The sequence below is a fragment of the Silanimonas sp. genome, assembly GCF_044377035.1.
Classification (GTDB): domain Bacteria; phylum Pseudomonadota; class Gammaproteobacteria; order Xanthomonadales; family Xanthomonadaceae; genus Silanimonas.
The window spans coordinates 42,130-58,146 of sequence record NZ_JBILJW010000002.1 but is presented as its reverse complement, the minus strand read 5'-3'; the positions used below and the strand labels follow the sequence as shown (position 1 = coordinate 58,146).

13 protein-coding genes are annotated in these 16,017 nt (G+C 69.1%); 8 read left to right on the top strand and 5 right to left on the bottom strand.

What is annotated here, in order from left to right:
• Positions 1-30 precede the first annotated feature (30 nt).
• The 3 genes from ligA (at position 31) to ACIQ6S_RS01390 (ending at position 3,992) form a co-directional block, all read left to right on the top strand.
• Entirely contained in the window at positions 31-2,127 is a 2,097-nt protein-coding gene (gene ligA, locus ACIQ6S_RS01400; protein WP_397606784.1) for an NAD-dependent DNA ligase LigA, read from the top strand.
• Positions 2,124-3,092 (top strand): EF-P lysine aminoacylase EpmA, encoded by a 969-nt coding sequence (gene epmA, locus ACIQ6S_RS01395; RefSeq protein WP_397606783.1) that lies wholly within the window; start codon positions 2,124-2,126, stop codon positions 3,090-3,092. The genes ligA and epmA overlap by 4 nt, the downstream gene beginning before the upstream one ends.
• A 108-nt stretch (positions 3,093-3,200) precedes the next feature.
• Positions 3,201-3,992 carry a DUF3011 domain-containing protein gene (locus tag ACIQ6S_RS01390; protein WP_397606782.1) on the top strand — a complete coding sequence of 264 codons (792 nt, stop codon included), beginning with the start codon at positions 3,201-3,203 and terminating at the stop codon, positions 3,990-3,992.
• Here the strand turns inward: ACIQ6S_RS01390 and ACIQ6S_RS01385 are convergent.
• On the bottom strand, positions 3,955-4,716 hold the full coding sequence (locus ACIQ6S_RS01385) for a hypothetical protein (protein ID WP_397606781.1): 762 nt from the start codon (positions 4,714-4,716) through the stop codon (positions 3,955-3,957). The two genes, ACIQ6S_RS01390 and ACIQ6S_RS01385, sit on opposite strands and share 38 nt — an antisense overlap.
• Positions 4,717-4,734: 18 nt before the next feature.
• Here ACIQ6S_RS01385 and mtnA point away from each other — a divergent pair, with 18 nt between their 5' ends.
• The 4 genes from mtnA (at position 4,735) to ACIQ6S_RS01365 (ending at position 11,423) form a co-directional block, all read left to right on the top strand.
• Entirely contained in the window at positions 4,735-5,790 is a 1,056-nt protein-coding gene (gene mtnA, locus ACIQ6S_RS01380; RefSeq protein ID WP_397606780.1) for an S-methyl-5-thioribose-1-phosphate isomerase, read from the top strand.
• Between the two features lie 140 nt (positions 5,791-5,930).
• The gene (gene gyrA / locus ACIQ6S_RS01375) at positions 5,931-8,528 is read left to right on the top strand and encodes a DNA gyrase subunit A (RefSeq protein WP_397606779.1); all 2,598 of its coding nucleotides are present in this window, start codon (positions 5,931-5,933) and stop codon (positions 8,526-8,528) included.
• Positions 8,529-8,556: 28 nt separating this feature from the next.
• Positions 8,557-10,608 carry a trypsin-like peptidase domain-containing protein gene (locus ACIQ6S_RS01370; protein ID WP_397606778.1) on the top strand — a complete coding sequence of 684 codons (2,052 nt, stop codon included), beginning with the start codon at positions 8,557-8,559 and terminating at the stop codon, positions 10,606-10,608.
• On the top strand, positions 10,608-11,423 hold the full coding sequence (locus tag ACIQ6S_RS01365; RefSeq protein WP_397572571.1) for a hypothetical protein: 816 nt from the start codon (positions 10,608-10,610) through the stop codon (positions 11,421-11,423). Before ACIQ6S_RS01370 ends, ACIQ6S_RS01365 begins: the two co-directional genes overlap by 1 nt.
• Before the next feature lie 42 nt (positions 11,424-11,465).
• Here the strand turns inward: ACIQ6S_RS01365 and ACIQ6S_RS01360 are convergent, their stop codons facing one another.
• Positions 11,466-11,948, bottom strand: a complete 483-nt coding sequence (locus tag ACIQ6S_RS01360; RefSeq protein WP_297875132.1) for a peroxiredoxin — start codon at positions 11,946-11,948, stop codon at positions 11,466-11,468.
• A gap of 107 nt (positions 11,949-12,055) precedes the next feature.
• Here ACIQ6S_RS01360 and ACIQ6S_RS01355 point away from each other — a divergent pair, with 107 nt between their 5' ends.
• Positions 12,056-12,952 carry a DnaJ C-terminal domain-containing protein gene (locus ACIQ6S_RS01355; RefSeq protein ID WP_397606777.1) on the top strand — a complete coding sequence of 299 codons (897 nt, stop codon included), beginning with the start codon at positions 12,056-12,058 and terminating at the stop codon, positions 12,950-12,952.
• A gap of 79 nt (positions 12,953-13,031) precedes the next feature.
• Here ACIQ6S_RS01355 and pilH read toward each other — a convergent pair whose 3' ends face one another.
• The 3 genes from pilH to lpdA form a co-directional block, all read right to left on the bottom strand.
• Positions 13,032-13,397, bottom strand: a complete 366-nt coding sequence (pilH, locus tag ACIQ6S_RS01350) for a twitching motility response regulator PilH (protein ID WP_297875130.1) — start codon at positions 13,395-13,397, stop codon at positions 13,032-13,034.
• A gap of 116 nt (positions 13,398-13,513) precedes the next feature.
• Positions 13,514-14,506 carry a YhdH/YhfP family quinone oxidoreductase gene (locus ACIQ6S_RS01345; RefSeq protein WP_397606776.1) on the bottom strand — a complete coding sequence of 331 codons (993 nt, stop codon included), beginning with the start codon at positions 14,504-14,506 and terminating at the stop codon, positions 13,514-13,516.
• Positions 14,507-14,579: 73 nt separating this feature from the next.
• On the bottom strand, positions 14,580-16,010 hold the full coding sequence (gene lpdA / locus ACIQ6S_RS01340; protein WP_297866586.1) for a dihydrolipoyl dehydrogenase: 1,431 nt from the start codon (positions 16,008-16,010) through the stop codon (positions 14,580-14,582).
• Positions 16,011-16,017: the final 7 nt, after the last annotated feature.

Here is a 16,017-nt window from a genome sequence, read left to right as displayed (position 1 = left end):
GTCGCAGCGTGACACCGACGCGAGGTCCGCATGAGCGCCCCCGATCGCATCGACGAACTCCGGCGCCTGATCGCCGACGCCGACCACGCCTACTACCAGCTCGACGCACCGTCCATCCCGGACGCGGAGTACGACCGCTGGATGCGCGAGCTGCGCGAGCTCGAGGCCGTGCAGCCCGAACGCGTCACGTCCGATTCACCGACGCAGCGAGTGGCCGGGCGGCCCTCGTCGGCCTTCGCCGAAGTGCGCCATGCGGTGCCGATGCTGAGTCTCAACAATGCCTTCGCCGACGACGAGGTCGCCGATTTCGTGCGGCGCATCGTCGAAGCGGCGGGCGAAGGCGAACCGGCATTCTCGGTCGAGCCGAAGATCGACGGCCTCGCCATCACCCTGCGCTACGAGCGCGGCGTGCTCGTGCAGGGCGCGACGCGCGGCGATGGCACCACGGGCGAGGACGTGATCGCCAACCTGAGGACGATCCGTGCCATTCCCCTGGCGCTCCGTGTCCCGCCCGGCTTGCCAGTCCCGGAGGTCCTCGAGGTGCGCGGCGAGGTGTACATGCCGAAGGCGGCGTTCGAGCGCTTCAACGAGCGGGCGCTTGCGGCCGGCGAGAAACCCTTGGCCAACCCGCGCAATGGGGCCGCAGGTTCGCTTCGCCAACTGGATCCGCGCATCACGGCGAAGCGTCCGCTGGCGTTCTTCGCCTATGGCATCGGCGAGGTGCAAGGCTTCGAGCTGCCGGCGACGCATTCGGCGCTGTTGAAGTCCATCGCCGAGTACGGACTGCCCTTGGCGCCGCAAGTCGATGTCGCGTCCGGTCTCGAGGGCGTGCTGGCCTACTACCGTCGCATCGGTTCGGCCCGCGATGCCTTGCCTTACGACATCGACGGCGTCGTCTACAAGCTCGACCGCCGCGACCTGCAGGAACGGATGGGTTTCGTGGCCCGCGCGCCGCGCTGGGCCATCGCGCACAAGTTCCCGGCGCAGGAAGAAGTGACCGTGCTGGAAGGCATCGACGTGCAGGTCGGCCGCACCGGCGCGATCACGCCCGTGGCGCGCTTGAGGCCGGTGCGCGTGGCCGGCGTCGTCGTCACCAACGCGACGCTGCACAACGCCGACCAGATCGCGCGGCTGGATGTCCGCCTCGGCGACACGGTGGTCGTGCGTCGCGCCGGTGACGTGATCCCCGAGGTGGCGCGCATCGTCCCGGAGCGTCGCCCGCTCGCCGCCGACGGCACGCCGCGGCATCCCGCCTTCGTGATGCCCACGACGTGCCCCGAGTGCGGCTCGGCGGTCGAGCGCGCGGAAGGCGAGGCGGTGATGCGCTGCACGGGCGGCCTGTTCTGCCCGGCGCAGCGCAAGCAGGCGCTGATCCACTTCGCCTCGCGGCGGGCGATGGACATCGAGGGCCTTGGCGAGCGCTTCGTCGAGGATCTCGTCGATTTCGGCTACGTGCAGACCGTCGCCGATCTCTACCGCCTGACGCTCGATGACCTGCTGGCGATGAAACGCCGCGCCGATGCGCGCGATGGCGTGACGCCAGAGACGGTGAAGCAAGGGAAGATCGCGACGCGCTGGGCCGAGAACCTGCTGGGCGGCATCGACCAGAGCCGCAACACCGCGCTGGAGCGCCTGCTGTTCGCGCTGGGCATCCGGGACGTCGGCGAGGCCACGGCGAAGCAGCTCGTCCGCTGGTTTGGCGGCCTCGACGCGCTCATCGCCGCCAGCGTGGACGAGCTTCTCGCTGTGCCGGACGTCGGTCCGGTGGTCTCTGCGCGCATCCACGGTTTCTTCGCCGAGGCGCACAACCGCGAGGTGATCGTGGCACTGCGCGAACACGGTGTGCAGTGGCCGGAAGGCCCGCCGCAGCGCACCGCGGAAGGTCCGCTTGCCGGAAAGACGGTCGTACTGACCGGCGGCCTCTCGGCCTTCAGTCGCGACGAGGCCGGGGCGCATCTGGAAGCGTTGGGCGCGAAGGTCGCGGGCAGTGTGTCGAAGAAGACGTCGCTGGTCGTGGCCGGTGAGGCGGCCGGTTCGAAGCTCGGCAAGGCGCGAGAGCTCGGCATCGAGGTCTGGGACGAAGCGGGACTGCTCGACTTCCTCCGTGCCCAAGGTCGCATCGCGTGAACCCGCGCCACGAAGCCTTGCATCTCCGCGCCCGGCTGAACGCGCTGTTCCGCGACTTCTTCGCCACGCGCGGCGTGGTCGAGGTCGAGACCCCCGTGCTCAGCCGCGCCGGCAACACCGATCCGAACATCCGCAGCTTCACGCTGGAGTTCAGTGGCCCGGCCAGCGGTGGCCCCCGCCAGCGCTGGCTGCGCACCTCGCCCGAGTTCCCGCTGAAGCGGCTGCTCGCCGAGGGCTTCGGTGATTGCTACGAACTGGGGCGTGTGTTCCGCGACGGCGAAGCGGGTGGGCGGCACAACCCCGAATTCACGATGCTCGAGTGGTATCGCGTCGGTTGGGACCACCGTCGCCTCGCCGACGAGACCGTGGCCCTCGTCACCGCCGCGATGGCACTGGTGCGACGGCCGCCGGTCGCGTTGCGTTCGCTGGACTTCGCGACCTTGTATCGCGAAGCGTTCGGTCTGGACCCGCACACGGCCTCCATCGACGCCTTGAGGGCCGCGCTGGGTGAGATCCGCATCGATCCGGAAGGACTGACGCGGGAGGATTGGCTCGACCTGCTGATGACGCATCGACTGCAGCCGTCCTTCGCCGCCGATGCGATCACCGTGGTCCACGATTGGCCGGCGACGCAGGCGGCCCTCGCACGACTCCGTCCCGGCGATGCGCCCGGTGAGCCCACCGTGGCCGAGCGCTTCGAGCTCTATCTCGGCCCGCTCGAGGTGGCGAACGGCTACCACGAATTGAATGACGCGTCGGAGCAGCGCCAGCGCTTCCAGCGTGACCATGCCGTGCGTTCGGCGCGCGGTGATGCCTTGCCGCCGATCGATGACGCGCTGATCGCCGCGTTGCCGGCCATGCCGGACTGCGCCGGGGTGGCGCTGGGCGTCGACCGGCTGTTGATGGGGCTGGTCGGGACTACCCGGATCGCGGACGTGCTGGCCTACGACTTCGCGAGCGCCTGAACGGCCGGCATCGACGGTCGCGGTGTGGCGCACGTTTGCTGCGGAATTTCCCGGCCATTCATCGATCGCCGATGATGCTCCTCGTCGCGATCCATACCGAGGCCGCCCATGTCCGCACGCCACTCGTTCTTCGCCCTCGTCGCCCTCTTCGGGGCGTCGTCGTTCTCCATGCCTGCAGCCGCCCAGTACGGCTACGCGCCCGCCGAGCGCTTCCGGTGCGAAAGCCACGACGGCCGAACCAACCAATGCCGGGTCGACACCCGTGGCGGCGTTGTCCTGGTTCGCCAGTTGTCGCGTGGTGCCTGCATCGAAGGCCGCACCTGGGGTTGGGACCGGCGCGGTGTCTGGGTGAGTGAAGGCTGTCGCGCCGAGTTCGAGGTTGGCGGCGGCTACGCGGGCCATCCCGGAGGCGGCTATGGCGATGGCTACGGTGGTGGGTATGGCGGCGGATCGGTGATCCGCTGCGAAAGCCACAATGGCCGGCAGAACTACTGCGATTTGGATGTCCGTGGCGGCGTGGTGCTGGTGCGCCAGCTGTCGCGCGGTGCCTGCATCGAAGGCCGCACCTGGGGCTGGGACCGTCGTGGCGTTTGGGTGGCCGAAGGCTGCCGCGGCGAATTCGCCAGCGGTGGCGGTGGCCGGCCGGGCGGTGGTGGTTGGCAGGGCGGTGGTGGCTGGCAGGGCGGCGGCGGATGGGACGGCGGCCACGGTGGCGGCCGGATGGTCCGTTGCGAGTCTCAAAGCGGACGCACGCAGTACTGCGACATCGGCTACGCCCGCGACGTGCGCCTCGAGCGCCAGCTGTCGCGCGGCGAATGCACCGAGGGCTACACCTGGGGCTTCGACCAGCGCGGGTTGTGGGTCAGCCGGGGGTGCCGCGCCGAGTTTTCGGTGTGGTGACAGCGGAACGCTTTCGCGGCGCTTTCGCTGGTCGGACCGCCGTCGATGGCGTCGATGGTTTCGTCGTGGGTTCGCGTGCGGCGCGGCCCGCGGCCTTGGCGATGCGGCCCGAGGCGCGTAGCACCTGACCGCCCCAGGCCGCCGCGAGCTTGAGCGGCGGGAGGGCCATCGTCAGCGCTTCGGCGCTGAAATCACGGAGCTTGGCGGGGGCGATTTCCAGCGCTTCACCAAGCGGCGCCGGCAGCCAGTCCATTCCGGCCTTCCGCACGCGGCAGACGGCATCGGCGTAGCGCCCGGCCGCCCAGGTGGTGGCCACGGCGCGCGTGGTTTCCGCAACGAGCGGTTCTACCGGTGTGAAGCGCAGAAGGGGTTGGATCAGCGGTGTCGGCAGCCACTCGCCGAGCAGGTCGCGTAGCCCGTCCTTGCGGGTGAGCGGGCTCAGCTTGGCCTGAGTCTCGGCCACGGCGAGCACGCTCTCGATCTCCCAGCGCGCGGGCTTCAGGCCGTGCCGGGCGTAGATCGTCTTGACGAGGTCCCGACGCACCGTGGCGGGCTTCAGCCGTTCGGCGGCGTCGAGCATCCGTTTCGGAATGAACGGCCGCAGCAGGGGCAGGGTGTGGAGGGCCACGTCGATGGCGGCGCCTGCACCCGCCTGCACCGACGCGGCGTGGAGTCGGGCTTCGGTACCGGCAACGCTGGCCGTACGCTTCGGGCTCGTGGGCATGCCGGGTAGCATAGCGGCATGAGCATCGACTACGACCGCTACGACCGCATCCGACCCATCCAGTGGATGGGCGACCACCTGCTGCTCCTCGACCAGCGCCTTCTGCCCTTCGAGACCGTCAACCTGCGCTGCGACAGCGCGGCCGAGGTGGCCGTCGCCATCCGCGACCTCGCTGTCCGCGGGGCGCCGGCGATCGGCATTTCCGCCGCCTGGGGCGTGGTGTTGGCAGGACAGGGCACGCAGGCGGCTGATGGCCTCGAGGCCGAGCGCCTGATGGCCTCGCAGCTGGAGGCCTTGAACGCCTCGCGCCCGACCGCGGTGAACCTCATGTGGGCCATCCGGCGCATGCGCGCGGCCTTGCGCGCCGCCGGCGCGGACTGGCTTGCGGCGATTGCGACCGAGGCCGAGGCCATCGCCCGCGAAGACCTCGCGGCGAACCGTCTCATGGGCCAGCTCGGTGCCGCGCTGATCGCGCCCGGCAGCGGCGTGCTGACGCACTGCAATACGGGCTCGCTCGCCACCGCCGGCTTCGGCACGGCGCTCGGCGTCATCCGCGCCGGCGTGGCCGAGGGCCGCATCGCCAAGGTCTTTGCCGGCGAGACGCGGCCGTGGGGGCAGGGCGCCCGCCTGACGGCGTGGGAGCTGCAGCAGGACGGCATCCCGCCCACACTCATCGCCGATTCGGCGGCGGCGCATTTGATGAAGACCGGCGCCGTGCAGTGGTTGATCGTGGGCGCCGACCGCATCTGCGCCAACGGGGACACCGCCAACAAGATCGGCACCTATGCCCATGCGATCTCGGCGAAGCACCACGGCGTCAAGGTCATGGTGGTGGCGCCGTCGTCGACCGTCGACATGGCTACGAAGCACGGCGACGACATCGAGATCGAGCTTCGCGATTCGCGCGAGCTGCTGTTCGCCGGCGACCGGCGCGTGGTGGCCGAGGGCATCGCGGCATGGAATCCAGTCTTCGACGTGACGCCGGGTTCGCTGATCGACGTCATCGTGACCGAAAAGGGCGTGATCGAGCGCCCCGACGAGGCGCGGATGCGGGCCGTATTCGGGCCCGGTTGAACCCGGTTCTCAGGCGGCTGGCGGCAGGACCAATGAGTGTCGGGAAATCGCTTGTAAGTCATTGATTTTCCCGAAAGATCGGGTGCCCTGAACGGCGTGGCTCTGTTACACTCGGGGCTTCCGAATCGCTGTTGAGTCCGATGTCCGATCTCGCCAAGGAAATCATCCCGGTCAACCTCGAAGACGAGATGCGCAAGAGCTACCTCGATTACGCCATGAGCGTGATCGTGGGCCGCGCACTCCCCGACGTCCGGGACGGCCTGAAACCCGTCCATCGCCGCGTGCTCTTTGCCATGGACGAGCTCGGCGCGCACAGCAACAAGCCGTACTACAAGTCGGCGCGAATCGTCGGCGACGTCATCGGCAAGTACCACCCGCACGGCGACACCGCGGTCTACGACACGCTGGTGCGCATGGCGCAGCCGTTCTCGCTGCGCTACATGCTGGTCGACGGCCAGGGCAACTTCGGCTCGGTCGACGGCGACGCGCCGGCTGCCATGCGTTACACCGAGGCGCGCATGTCGCGCATCGCGCACCAGATGATGGCCGACATCGACAAGGACACGGTCGATTTCCAGCCGAACTACGACGAGAAGGAACTCGAGCCGACGGTGATGCCGACGCGCTTCCCGAACCTGCTGGTCAACGGTTCGGCGGGCATCGCGGTGGGCATGGCGACGAACATCCCGCCGCACAACCTCGGCGAGGTCATCGACGCGACGATCGCGCTGATCAACGACCCGGAAGCGACCATCAGCGATCTGATGCAGCACATCCCGGGCCCGGATTTCCCCACCGGCGGCATCATCAATGGCGCCGTCGGCATCCACGCGGCCTACCACACTGGCCGCGGCCGGGCGCGTGTCCGCGCTCGTGCGGAGATCGAGGTGGCGGCGAACGACCGTGAGGCGATTGTTGTTTCCGAATTGCCGTATCAGGTGAACAAGGCGCGGCTGATCGAGAAGATCGCCGAGCTGGTGAAGGAGAAGAAGCTCGAGGGCATCTCCGAGCTGCGCGACGAGTCCGACAAGGACGGCATGCGCGTCTACATCGAGGTGAAGCGCGGCGAGTCCGCCGAGGTCGTGCTGAACAACCTCTACGCGCAGACGCAGATGGAGACGGTGTTCGGCATCAACATGGTGGCGCTGGTCGACGGCCGCCCGCAGATCCTCAACCTCAAGCAGTTCCTCGAGGCGTTCGTCCGCCACCGCCGCGAAGTGGTGACGCGCCGGACGATCTTCGACCTGCGCAAGGCCCGCGATCGCGCCCACATCCTCGAAGGCCTGACCGTCGCGCTCGCGAACATCGACGAGATGATCGAGCTCATCAAGACCTCGGAAAGCCCGGCGATCGCGAAGGAGCGCATGCTCGGCCGCACCTGGCAGTCGGGTCTCGTCAGCGCGCTGCTGTCGGCCGCCGGCGCCGATGCCTCGCGTCCCGAGGACCTGCTGCCGGGCTATGGCCTGGTCGACGGCGGCTACCGCCTGTCGGAGGCGCAGGCGAAGGAAATCCTCGAGATGCGCCTCTCGAAGCTCACCGGCCTCGAGCACGAGAAGCTCACCGACGAGTACAAGACGCTGCTCGAGACGATCCGCGGCCTGATCGAGATCCTCGAGAACCCGGAAGTGCTGTTGCAGGTCATCCGCGACGAACTGCTCGCGGTGAAGGAAGAGTTCAACGACGCGCGTCGCACCGAGATCCGCGCCAGCGAGGAAGACCTCGACGTCCTCGACCTGATCACGCCGGAAGACGTGGTGGTCACTCTCTCGCACACCGGCTACATCAAGCGCCAGCCGGTCTCGGCGTACCGCGCCCAGAAGCGCGGCGGCAAGGGACGCTCGGCCACGGCGGTCAAGGACGAGGACTTCATCGAACGCCTCTGGGTGGTCAACACGCACGACACCCTGCTGACCTTCACCAGCGCCGGCCGCGTGTTCTGGCTCTCCGTCTACCAGCTCCCGGAGGCGGGCCCGAATGCCCGCGGCCGTCCGATCATCAACTGGATCGCGCTCGAGGACGGCGAGAAGGTGCAAGCCGTGCTGCCGGTGCATGAGTACAGCGAAGACCGCTTCGCCTTCTTCGCCACGCGCGACGGCACGGTCAAGAAGACGCCGCTCTCCGAGTTCGCCTTCCGCCTCGCGCGCGGCAAGATCGCCATCAACCTCGACGAGGGCGATGCGCTGGTCGACGTGCAGATCACCGACGGCAATCGCGATGTGATGATGTTCGCCAGCGGCGGCAAGGCCGTGCGCTTTGCCGAGGACGAAGTGCGCGCCATGGGCCGCACCGCCACCGGCGTGCGCGGCATGAAGCTGGCCGAGGGCGAGCACGTCGTCAGCCTCGTTGTCATCGATGGCGACAGCGACATCCTCACCGCCTCGGCCAACGGCTTCGGCAAGCGCACCGAGGTTGGCGAGTACCCGCGCAAGGGCCGCGGCACCATGGGCGTCATCGCGCTGCAGACCAGCGATCGCAACGGCGCGCTGGTCGGTGCGCTGCAGCTTTCGGAGCACCACGACCTGATGCTGATTTCCGACCAGGGGACGATGGTGCGCACTCGTGCGTCCGAGATCGCCCAGGTGGGTCGCAACACGCAAGGCGTCACGCTGATGCGTGTGGCAGCAGGCGAACGCCTGATCGCGCTCGAAGCCATCGAGGTCATCGAGGGCGAGACCACGGGCGACGACAGCGCGCCCGAGACCACCGACGAGGCTCCCGCGCCCAGCGCACCGAACTGACGCCCAAGGCGTCGAACAGGACGTCCCGATGCCGAACCGCCCCCCCAGTTTCTTCCTCGCCGCCGTCCTCGCCGTTGCTGGCGCCGCCTTCGTCCCGTCCCCCGCGGCCTTCGCCGCGGGGCCGTCGGTGGAGGATCTGGCGCAGGCGCGCGAAGCGGTGATGCCGCATGTCGTCAGCATCCTCGTGGTGCGCGAGGATTTCGAGGCCGGCGAGCCCAAGCTCAGCGTCGGCAGCGGCAGCGGCACGGTGATCAGTGCCGAGGGCCACATCGCCACCAACGCCCATGTCACCGACAAGGGCCGCAGTTTCCGGGTGGTGTTCGGCGATGGTCGCGAGCGCGAGGCCCTCCTCGTCGGGCAGGACACCGCCGCCGATCTCGCCGTGCTGAAGGTGCAGGGCGTCCCGACGCCGATGCCGTTCGCGCGCTTCGCCGAATCCGACGACCTCCGGCCCGGCGAAACCGTTCTGGCCATGGGCGCACCGTGGGGGCTGTCGAACTCGCTGAGCGCCGGGGTCGTCAACAACCCGCGGCGTCTGCTGGTCTCGCTGTTCGAGGACGAGGCGGACTACGAGGACAGCCTCGATGCCGACGCGCCGACCGGTCGCTACTACGCGTGGATCCAGCACGATGCGGCGATCGCCCCCGGCAATTCCGGTGGCCCGCTCGTCGATCTCGAGGGCCGAATCGTTGGCGTCAACACGCGCGGCATGCTGTTCGGCGGCGATCTCGCGTTCGCCATTCCCGCCGACGACGTCAAGGCCGTCGTCGGCGAACTGATTGCCAAGGGGCGCGTGCAACGCAGCACGCTGGGGCTTCGCCTCCGCTCGCTGCGCGGAAGCGGCGAGACGAAGGGCGTGATGGTCACCGCGGTCGAGCGTGCGGGGGCTGCCGCCAAGGCCGGGCTCGAGCCCGGCGATCGCCTGCTGTCGCTCGACGGCGTGGCGCTGGACGCCCCGCAGGCGGTCGATGTGCCGGCCATCCAGCGCCGTCTGGCCGAGCTTGTCGCCGGCCAAGCGATCGCGCTTCGCGTCGTCCGCGGTCCGGACGAGCGCACCGTGCGCGTCACACCCGAGGACACCGGGGAAACGCGCGGTGAGTCCGCTTCGTTCGCGCCCTTCGGCATCGCCGTTCAGGCGCTCACGCCGACGATGAGCGAGCGGCGTCGTCTCGATGTCGAACGCGGCCTGCTGGTGGCCAGCCTGCGAGCCGGCGGCCCGGCCGCGACGGCGCGTCCGCCATTGCCGGCCGGTGCCGTGCTGCTGAAGGTCGACGGCCAGCCGGTGGCGGCCGTGGCCGACCTGGCGCCGTGGTCGGCTGCTCGGCGGCCCGCCACGCCGGTGGTCCTCGAGTACCTCGCCGACGGGCAACGGCTCCTGTCGGCGCTCACGCCGGCCTGGGGCGACCGTTCGCGGCAGCCGCTTCCGGAGCTGCCGAAGGCCTGGGCGGGCGTCGAGGTCCAGCCCATCCCGACCTCGCTGGCGCAGACCATGGGCCTGCCGTCATCGGGTTTCCGCATCACCCGCCTGTACCCGGGTAGTGCGCTTGCCGCGGCCGGCGCGAAGGTCGGTGACCTCGTGACGGGGCTGGAGGGCCAGCCGCTGGAGGCCGTCAACGATTCCCGCGCCGAACTGTTCGCCCAGCGCGTTCGGGAGTTCGAGATCGGCGATTGCGTGGTGTTCGAGGGCCTGCGCGGCACGGAGCGCCAACGTTGGACGACCACCCTCGTGGCGTCGCCGGTGCCGGTCTCGGGATTGCGGACCATGGACGTCTCGAGCCTGCGTGCGCAGTTCCGTGAACTGGGCTTCCACGACCGCGTGGAACGCGATTTGCCGCTCGACCAATCCGGCGTGCTTCTTCAGGTCGTCGAAGGTGGCGGTGCGGCCGGCCTTGCGCACCTGAAGGCCGGCGATGTCGTGGTTCGCATCGCGGGCCAGACCGTCGACGGTCTGGATCGCCTCCGGCCAGCGTTGCAGGCTGCTTTGGCGGGAGAGGGCGAGCGCTTCGCGATTGACGTCCTCCGCCACGGCGAGGCGCGTATCGTGCAAGTCGAACGCCGTTGGATCCCGGAGACCCGCTGATGTCCATGATGTCCCCCCTGAACATGCTGTCCCGGTTCGCGATCCTGCTGGTGGCGCTCTTCCTCGCGTTGCCGATGCTGGCGTTGGCGGCTGAGGAGGACTACACGGACGCCTACCGTCGACTCGTGGACCAGCGCTCGCCGAGTGTCGTTCCGGTCAAGTACGTCATCACGGTCGCCGCTGGCGGGCAGGAGCAACGCAACGAGGACCGGACGCAGGGCGTGCTCGTCGCCGCGGATGGCCTGGTGCTGGTGTCGGCGCGAGCGGTGAGCTTCGATCTCGGCAGCCTCAATCGCCAGGCGCCCAGCACCGGCGGCGCGATGGTGGCGAATTCCAGTGATTTCCGCGTTCGGCTGCCGGGCTCGGACGAATGGCGCACCGCCGATCTGGTCACGCGCGACACCGAGCTCGGCCTCGCCTGGCTGCGAGTGCGCGACGCCAGCGGCCAGCCCTTCGTCGATTTCGAACGCCTGTCGCAGCCGGCGCCCGGCCGCGTGTTCTACACGCTGTTGCGCACGTCCGACGAATGGGGTGCGGTGCCGCTGGTGCGGCCCGGCATGATCCTCGGTGAGACCCGCGTGCCGCGCAGTTCGCTGCTGGTGGACGGGATGCCGGGCTTGGCGTTCGATGCCGAGGGGCGCCCGATGGGCTATGTCGATCTCGACCTCGCGGCGATGAGCCGCTCGCAGGGCCGGGGCCTCGGCCTCGATATGGCCGACATGGTGATGCACATGCTGCCGGCCCGCCGCGTGGCCGCTGCGACGCGCCTCGCTTCGGCGTTGCCGGTGGTGCGTCGCGACGACGAGGCGGAGTAAGGCCCAGAGCACCGCGCCAAGCGCGGTGCTCCAGTCTTGCGATTACTTCGGCAGGTGCTCGAGCACGTACTCGGCGGCCGAAACCTTGAACTCGCCCGGCGCCTCGACGTGCAGTTGCTTCACCACGCCGTCCTCGGCGTACAGCGCGAAGCGCTTGCTGCGCAGGCCCATGCCGAAGGCCGTGGCGTCGAGTTCGAGGCCGAGCGCCTTCGTCAGGTTGCCGTTACCGTCGGCGAGCATCTGCAGGCCTTCCGGCACGCTCTGGTGCTTGGCCCAGGCATCCATCACGAAGGCGTCGTTGACCGCCACGCAGGCCACGTCGATGCCGCGGGCCTTGAACGCCTCAAGGTGCTCGACGTAGCCCGGAAGGTGCTTGGCCGAGCAGGTCGGGGTGAACGCGCCCGGCACGGCGAAGAGCACGAGCTTGCGGCCGGCGAAGACGTCCTTGGTGTCGACGGCCTGCACGCCGTCCTTCAGCGCATTGAAGGTGGTCTGCGGGATGGTGTCGCCGATCGCGATGGTCATGCGGGAGCTCCGTGGGGGAAAACCGGAAGTGTAGCGGCCACCCGTGACGGCGGCGTCCGGAGTCGGCCCGGCTGCGCGCCGCGCGCTGCTTGCAGTAAGGTGCCGCGATGGAATTCAAGGACTACTACGCGGTGCTGGGCGTCGAACCCGGTTCCGGTGAGAGCGAGATCAAGCAGGCCTTCCGCCGGCTGGCCCGCAAGTACCACCCCGACGTCAGCAAGGAGAAGGGCGCCGAGGATCGCTTCAAGGCGATCAACGAGGCCTACGAAGTGCTGCGCGACAAGGAGAAGCGTGCGCAGTACGACGCCCTGCGGGCCGGCGGCTATCGCCCCGGGCAGGATTTCCGCCCACCGCCGGGATACGGCGGCCCCGGCGGTTTCGGCGGCGGATTCGGTGGTGCCCCCGGTGGCGCCTTCAGCGATTTCTTCGAGGCCTTCTTCGGGGCCAAGGCGCGACAGCGTTCCGCCGGCGCCGGTCCGTCCCCGGGTGCGCGTGCCGGTGCGCGCCCGCCGAGGGAGGACCAGCGATTGGGCTTCGCCATCCCGCTCGAAACGGCTTACGCGGGCGGCACGGTGCGCATCGACGTCGATGGGCGCCAGTTCGAGGTCAAGGTGCCGGCCGGCATCCGCGTCGGGCAGGTGATCCGCTTGGCGGGCAAGGGCCCCGGGGGTGGCGACTTGCTGCTGGAAGTCGACTTCGCACCGCATGCGCAGTTCGAGGTGGATGGCCGCAACGTGCTGTACGTGCTGCCGCTCGCGCCTTGGGATGCCGTGCTCGGCACGACGGCGACAGTGCCGACGCTGGGCGGCGCGGTCGAGTTGAAGATCCCCAAGGACTCCGACGCGGGACTGAAGCTCCGGCTGAAGGGTCGCGGTCTGCCTGGTGCCTCGCCGGGCGACCAGATCGTCGAGATCGAAATCACCGCGCCGAAGCCCGAGAACGAAGCGCAGCGTTCGCTGTATCGGCAGATGGCGCTGGCCTTCGGCGACAACGTCGCCCCCTAGTTCCTCGCCGCCCCGTGGAAACGACGAAGCCCCGCGATTGCGGGGCTTCTTTGCTGCCGCTTTGCTGCGCTGGTGCCGATCAGCCGCCCAGGGCGCCCTGGATCGCTTCCGTGAGCTGCGCGTCCGTGAACGGCTTGGTGATGTAGGCCTTCGCACCCTGGCGCATGCCCCACACCTTGTCCGTCTCCTGGTCCTTCGTCGTGACGAGGATGATCGGGATGTGGCCGGTGTCCGGGTCCTTGGAAATGGCGCGCGTGGCCTGGAAGCCGTTGAGGTTCGGCATCACGACGTCCATGAGGATCAGGTCGGGGCGCTGCGCCTTCGCGACTTCGACGCCGCTGGCGCCGTCCTCGGCGGTGATCGCTTCGTGGCCGAGCTTCTCGACGATGCGCTTCATGCTGACGAGCTGCGACGGCGAGTCGTCGACGATCAGGATACGTGCCATGGAAATCTCCGGTAAGACCCCGCGATTGTAAGCGCGGTTCGCCTCGCTTGGGCAAGACCGCGGTCACGGAGCAGCGGGGTGGCATTCGCGGGCGGATCCGGCCCTCGCGTGCGTCCTCAGAGCCGGACGAGCGTCCTGCCGCGGGAGCCACCGGCCAGCATGTCGGCGAACACCGCGGGGAGGCCCTCGAGCCCCACCTCGCGGGTCGCGATCTCGCCCAGACAGACGGGCTTCCAATCCGACGAAAGGCGCCGCCAGACCTCGTCGCGCAGGTCCCTCGCGGTTCCCGCCGAGGCCACGCCGATCAGCGATACGCCGCGGATGATGAAGGGCATGACCGTCGTCGCCAGATCGTGCGTTGCAGCAAGGCCTGCCGTGGCCACGTTGCCGTAGGGCGCGGTGTGGGCCAGCAGGGCGTGCAGCATGGGCCCGCCGACGTTATCGAGGCCGCCGCCGAAGCGGGCGGAATCCATGGGCTTGGTCGTGGCCAGCGCGTCCCGGCCCAGCACCTCGGACGCGCCCAACGAGTGCAACCAATCGGCCTGGTCGGATTTGCCGCTGATGGCGTGCACCGCGTAACCCGCCGTCGAGAAGATCGCAATGGCGAGGCTGCCCACGCCGCCGGTCGCGCCAGTGACGGCAAGCGGCCCGAGGTCGGGGGCCTGCCGGTTGTCCTGCAGGCGCAGCAGGGCGAGGCCGGCAGTGAAGCCGGCGGTGCCAAGGATCATCGACTCGCGCAGGTCGAGCCCGGCGGGCAGAGGAATGGCCCACTTCGACTCGAGCCTCGCGTAGGCCGAGTAGCCACCATCGCGGGATTCCGAGAGCCCACAGCCGGTGCACAGCACGGCGTCGCCCTCCTTGAACGCTGGATCGCGGCTCTGCACGACGTGGCCGGCGACGTCGATGCCGCCGATGAGCGGGAACTGCCGGAGGATCTTGCCTTTGCCCGTGCCGGCCAGCGCGTCCTTGAAGTTCACCGAGGAATAGGCCGTCCGGATGACGACCTCACCGGGCGAGAGCGCATCGAGCGCGACATCCTCGATACCGCTGCGGTAACCGGCGGTGTCGCTGTGGATGCGGAAGGCGGGGAAGGTGGCGGGGATCGACATGGGTGGGCTCGCGGGGCCTGGAAACGACGAGGGCGCCCGAAGGCGCCCCCGAAGTATCGCCGATGGATAGGCGTCAGTTGACCTTGTGGATCGCCCGCTTGTGCACGGCCATGGCGGCGTCGTGCACGGCCTCGCTCATCGACGGATGCGCGTGGCAGATGCGTGCGAGGTCGTCGGCGCTGCCCTTGAACTCCATGGTCAGCACGCCCTCGTGCACCAGCTCCGAGACGTTGGCGCCGACGAGGTGCAGGCCGAGGACGGTGTCGGTTTCCTCGTGCGCGATCACCTTCACGAAGCCCGCCGGCTCGGCCATCGCCACCGCGCGGCCCACGGCCGCGAAGGGGAAGGTGCCGGTCTTGTAGGGCACGCCCTCGGCCTTGAGCTGCTCCTCGGTCTTGCCGACCCAGGCGATCTCCGGCTCGGTGTAGATGACCCACGGAATGGTGTCGAAGTTGACGTGGCCCGGCAGGCCGGCGATGAGTTCCGCCACCGCGATGCCTTCCTCGAAGCCCTTGTGCGCGAGCATCGGGCCGCGCACGCAGTCGCCGATCGCCCACACGCCTTCCACACCGGTGTGGCAGTGGTCGTCCACGACGATGCGACCGCGCTCGTCGAGCTGCACGCCGGTGCCTTCGGCCAGCAGGCCCTTGCTCGCGGCCTTGCGGCCGACGGCGACCAGCAGCTTGTCGAACACCAGGGTCTGCTCGCCATTGGCGTCGGTGTAGCTCAGATGCACCTCGCCCTTCTTCACTTCCGTCTTCGTGCACTTGGCGCCGAGGCGGATGTCGAGGCCCTGCTTGGTGAATTCCTTCTGCGCAACCTTGGCCACGTCGCGGTCGACCACGGCGAGGAAGTCCGGCAGGCCTTCGAGCACGGTGACCTTGGCGCCGAGGCGGCTCCACACGCTGCCGAGTTCGAGGCCGATCACGCCGGCGCCGATCACGCCGAGGCGCTTCGGCACTTCGGTGAAATCAAGCGCGCCGACGTTGTCGACGATGTGCGTGCCGTCGAACTTCGCGAACGGCAGTTCGATCGAATCCGAACCTGCGGCGAGGATGACGTGCTTGCCTTCCAGCGTGACTTCGGAACCGTCGTGCTGTTTCACCAGCACCTTCTTCCCCGCCTGCAGCTGGCCGAAGCCGTAGAAGGCCGACACCTTGTTGGCCTTGAACAGCGCGGCGATGCCGCCGGTGAACTGCTTCACGATCTTGTCCTTGCGACCGATCATGGTCGGGATGTCGATCGCGGCGTTCGGCGCGCTGATGCCGTGCTCGCTGAAGATATGGCCCATGTTCCACCACTGGCGGCTGGAATCCAGAAGGGCCTTGGACGGAATGCAGCCCACGCGCAGGCAGGTGCCGCCGAGGGCGGGCTTGCCGTCCTTGCCGAGCGCAGCGTCGATGCAGGCGGTCTTCAGGCCAAGCTGCGCCGCGCGGATCGCCGCGTGGTAACCGGCCGGGCCGGCACCGACGACGACGACGTCGAACTGTTGGATCTCGCTCATGTCGGGC

What these genes read in the sequence shown, in the direction of transcription:
- ACIQ6S_RS01370 (WP_397606778.1), top strand. Translation starts at nt 8,557, where the DNA reads ATGCCGAACCGCCCCCCCAGTTTCTTCCTCGCCGCCGTCCTCGCCGTT.
- ACIQ6S_RS01390 (WP_397606782.1), top strand. Translation starts at nt 3,201, where the DNA reads ATGTCCGCACGCCACTCGTTCTTCGCCCTCGTCGCCCTCTTCGGGGCG.
- mtnA (WP_397606780.1), top strand. Translation starts at nt 4,735, where the DNA reads ATGAGCATCGACTACGACCGCTACGACCGCATCCGACCCATCCAGTGG.
- ACIQ6S_RS01360 (WP_297875132.1), bottom strand. Translation starts at nt 11,948, where the DNA reads ATGACCATCGCGATCGGCGACACCATCCCGCAGACCACCTTCAATGCG.
- ACIQ6S_RS01355 (WP_397606777.1), top strand. Translation starts at nt 12,056, where the DNA reads ATGGAATTCAAGGACTACTACGCGGTGCTGGGCGTCGAACCCGGTTCC.
- lpdA (WP_297866586.1), bottom strand. Translation starts at nt 16,010, where the DNA reads ATGAGCGAGATCCAACAGTTCGACGTCGTCGTCGTCGGTGCCGGCCCG.
- gyrA (WP_397606779.1), top strand. Translation starts at nt 5,931, where the DNA reads ATGTCCGATCTCGCCAAGGAAATCATCCCGGTCAACCTCGAAGACGAG.
- pilH (WP_297875130.1), bottom strand. Translation starts at nt 13,397, where the DNA reads ATGGCACGTATCCTGATCGTCGACGACTCGCCGTCGCAGCTCGTCAGC.
- ligA (WP_397606784.1), top strand. Translation starts at nt 31, where the DNA reads ATGAGCGCCCCCGATCGCATCGACGAACTCCGGCGCCTGATCGCCGAC.
- ACIQ6S_RS01365 (WP_397572571.1), top strand. Translation starts at nt 10,608, where the DNA reads ATGTCCATGATGTCCCCCCTGAACATGCTGTCCCGGTTCGCGATCCTG.
- ACIQ6S_RS01345 (WP_397606776.1), bottom strand. Translation starts at nt 14,506, where the DNA reads ATGTCGATCCCCGCCACCTTCCCCGCCTTCCGCATCCACAGCGACACC.
- ACIQ6S_RS01385 (WP_397606781.1), bottom strand. Translation starts at nt 4,716, where the DNA reads ATGCCCACGAGCCCGAAGCGTACGGCCAGCGTTGCCGGTACCGAAGCC.